Genomic DNA, 3,399 nt, shown 5'->3' on the forward strand with positions numbered 1-3,399 from the left:
CTCCTCGATCGGCCACCCCGCCCCCCGCGCCACCGGATGCAACGCGAGATCCGGGTTCACCGCCACCGGGTTACCGACCGCCCGCAGCAACGGCAGATCCGACTGGCTGTCCGCATACGCCCACGACACCCCCAGATCCGCCCCCAACACCCGCGCATGATGATCGATAAACGCCGCCCGCGCATCCCCGACCAGCGGCGAGGATTCCAACCGGCCGGTCAGCAGACCATCTGCACCCACCTCCAGCCGCGCGGCGATCACATCGTCGAACAACGGCGCGAACGGCCGCGTCAACACCTCCACCGCCCCGGTCAACAGCACCGTGCGATGCCCCGCCGCCCGATGCTCACGCACCCGACGGATCCCCGCCGGTTTCACCCGCCGCAGCAGAATGTCCCCGGCGACCTCCACCACCAGCCGCTCCAACTCCGCCGGATCCACCCCCGCGTAGCGCGCGTACACCGACCGCATCAGATGCCCCCGGTCACGACGCTCCGCACGCACATACCGCGGCAACGCCACCGCCAGCGACGCAAGCTCCCGCACCCGCCGCGGCGCCGAGGCGTCCGCCAACCGCATCCACAGATACGACTCGATCACCGTCGCCGACGCCACCGCCCCGTCCAGGTCGAACACCGCCAGCACCCCGTCACCGGCGGCCAGATGCCCCGACAGCCGTCGCGGCGGCGCGGGATCACGCGGCCGGCGCAGCACCGCCGTCACCGCCGGGCAGTGCACGTCCTGCAGATAGTGCCGCCAGTCGAAACACGCCGGATCAAACCCGAACTCCGCCTGATCGGCCGGGTCCATCGCCGCGTGCAACGCACCCGTGGCGTCGTCGACATAGACCAGCTCCGCCTTCGTGTACGCCCGGTACACATCCGAGTAGCGGCGCAGAAACCCCACCCGGCTCTCCGCCCGCTCCAACTCCCCGGCGAGCCGGCGCACCCGTTCCGACGGCGGGGCATGCTCCAGCGCCCGGCCCGCCAACCCCACCAGCCGCTCCGAGCGACGCAGCTTCGCCTCCACCGCCGCCGCCCCCGCGAACGGCCACTCCGGCACCGCGAACGTCCCCCGGCCGCGCCGCGGCAACGGATCGGCCCGGAAATAGTCCCGCACATAGGCGTACAGATCCCGGAACAGCAACGGATTACGAAAACCCGAACACACCGTGTAATAGGCCGGGGTGCCCGCCGGCGGCACCACCGCCGCCGCCGCCAGGATCGCGTTGACAACCAGATCCACCGGGATGATGTCCACCACCGCGTCCGGGGAGGCGGGGAAGTCCGGCAGCTCACCGCGGCCATAGGCCAGGATCAGCGGCTCGGCCATCTTGAACCCCTCGATCCACCCCGGGAACGGCCGGCGCAGCGCGCTCTCGACGATCGAGGGACGGACGACCGTCAACGGCAGGTCCCCGTGATGATCCTCCAGATACCGCTCACCCAACGCCTTGGTGAACGTGTACGCATCCGTCCACCCCAGCACCTGCGCCCGCTCGCCCCCGGCCGTCACCATCCGCCGCGCCACCCACGCCCGGCGCAGCCGCTCCGCCTCCGCCGACACCGTCTGCGCCCCGGCGGCGGCGAACCGCCGCGACGCCTGCGCCCGAAACCGCGCCGAACACTCCGGCGCCCGCGAGGCGTCCTCGGTCTGCTGGCGCACCCGCGACGCCGCATCCCACTCGGCCCGCCAGTCCACGTCATGGGCCAGCGGCCCCTCGGCGATGTGCCCCGAACGCAACCCCGCCACATACGCCGTCGACACATGCACCAGATGAGGCCTGGCCCCCCCGGCCGCAAGCGCCCGCAGCAGCTCCGCCACCCCGCCGACGTTCGTGGTGAACGCCTCGTCGACCGGCGGGTCGAACGACACCTCCCCGGCACAGTGGATGACCACGTCGATGTCGGCGGGCAGATCCGGCATCGACGCCAGATCCCCCTCGATCACCTCCACCCGCTCGGCGAGCAGCGCCGCCACCCCCGCCGCACCCAACGCCTCCCGCAACCCGCGGAACGCCGGCTTCCGCATCATGCGCGCCAGCCGCGCGGCCCCGCTGTGACTGCCCCGCGGCCGCACCAGCGCCACCACCGCCGTGCCGGGGAAGTCCGACAGCAACCGTTCCAGCAGCGCCTCCCCGACGAACCCGGTCGCCCCGGTCACCAGGACCCGCCTGCCCGCGAGCCGCTCACGCAGCCCCACCCTGACCTCCGCTGCCGTCACCTGCACCGCCACCTGCTCGTCCGGTGAGCATCCGCTGCACCGCCTGGGCCCTGCTCGTCCGGGTGGGCACCCGCCCCTCCGGAGCTCGCCCGGAGGGCAACAGTAGGCGACGATCCGCCCCCGTGACGTCAACCGGCGCACCGCCTGCGTGTGCCCACGCCGAGGTACGCAGGGAAACCTACCGTCACCAGGGCAGCGCCGTGACGGGCAGCCCCACCACCCACCCGCCGAGATGACCCTGCGCGTCACTCCGGCAGCCGGACGAACACGCCGGCCTCAGCCACCCGCGGCCTCAGCCAGCGCCCGCAGCAGCCGCGTGCACGAACCGGTCAGCCCCCACCGTTCGGCGAGCGCCCCCACCGCCGCCGGATCGACCGGCGCCGCCGGCAGCAGATCGGCGGAAGCACCCACCGGCACGTCCCGCACCACCGCCACCACCCCCACCGCGGCACGCACATAGTCCCGGGCGCCCTGCAACCGACGCCGCGCCCCGGCCGGCAGACCCGCACCGCCGTCGGCGTCAACCGCGGCAAGCACCGCCGCGAGCGACCCGAACCGGGTCAGCAGCGCCGCGGCGGTCTTCGCCCCGATCCCCGCCACCCCCAGCAACCCGTCACTGGGATCACCGCGCAGCACCGCGAAATCGGCGTAGGCCCGCCCCGGAACGCCGTAGCGTGCCGTCACCGCCGCCTCGTCGACCACCGCGAACTTCTCCACCGCGTACCGCACCCGCACCCCGGCCGCGTCGTCGACGAGCTGGAACAGGTCCCGGTCACCGGTCAGGATGTCCACCTCCCCCCGGTGACGGGTCGCCAGCGTCGCGATCACATCGTCAGCCTCGAACCCGGCGGCCTCCGCCCGGGCGATCCCGAACGCGTCGAGGACCTCGCCGATGATCGGGAGCTGGACGAGCAGGTCGTCGTCCACCCGCTCGACCTGCCCTGCCCCGACCCCGCCGGCCCCGGCATCGGCGGCCCGGTGCGCCTTGTAGGACGCCAGCAGCGCCACCCGGAACGCCGGCCGCCAGTCGGCGTCGAAACACACCACGACCCGCTTCGGGCGCACCTCGCCGATCTGCCGGGCCAGCACGTCGAGCAGTCCCGGCACCGCGTTCACCGGGGTGTCGTCAGGAGCCCGCACCGAACGCGGCACCCCGAAAAACGACCGGAAGTACAG

Annotated in this window: 2 protein-coding genes; both read right to left on the bottom strand. The window is 73.2% G+C overall.

Annotation, left to right across the window (positions count from 1 at the left end):
• Nucleotides 1-2,202, bottom strand: a 2,202-nt coding sequence (locus tag ACY5KJ_RS18900) for an HAD-IB family phosphatase (RefSeq protein WP_462203991.1), incomplete at its 3' end; no start/stop codon positions are given.
• Between the two features lie 297 nt (nt 2,203-2,499).
• Nucleotides 2,500-3,399, bottom strand: a 900-nt coding sequence (locus ACY5KJ_RS18905; protein WP_462203990.1) for a 5'-3' exonuclease, incomplete at its 5' end; no start/stop codon positions are given.

This window comes from Frankia sp. CcWB3 (genome assembly GCF_977927595.1).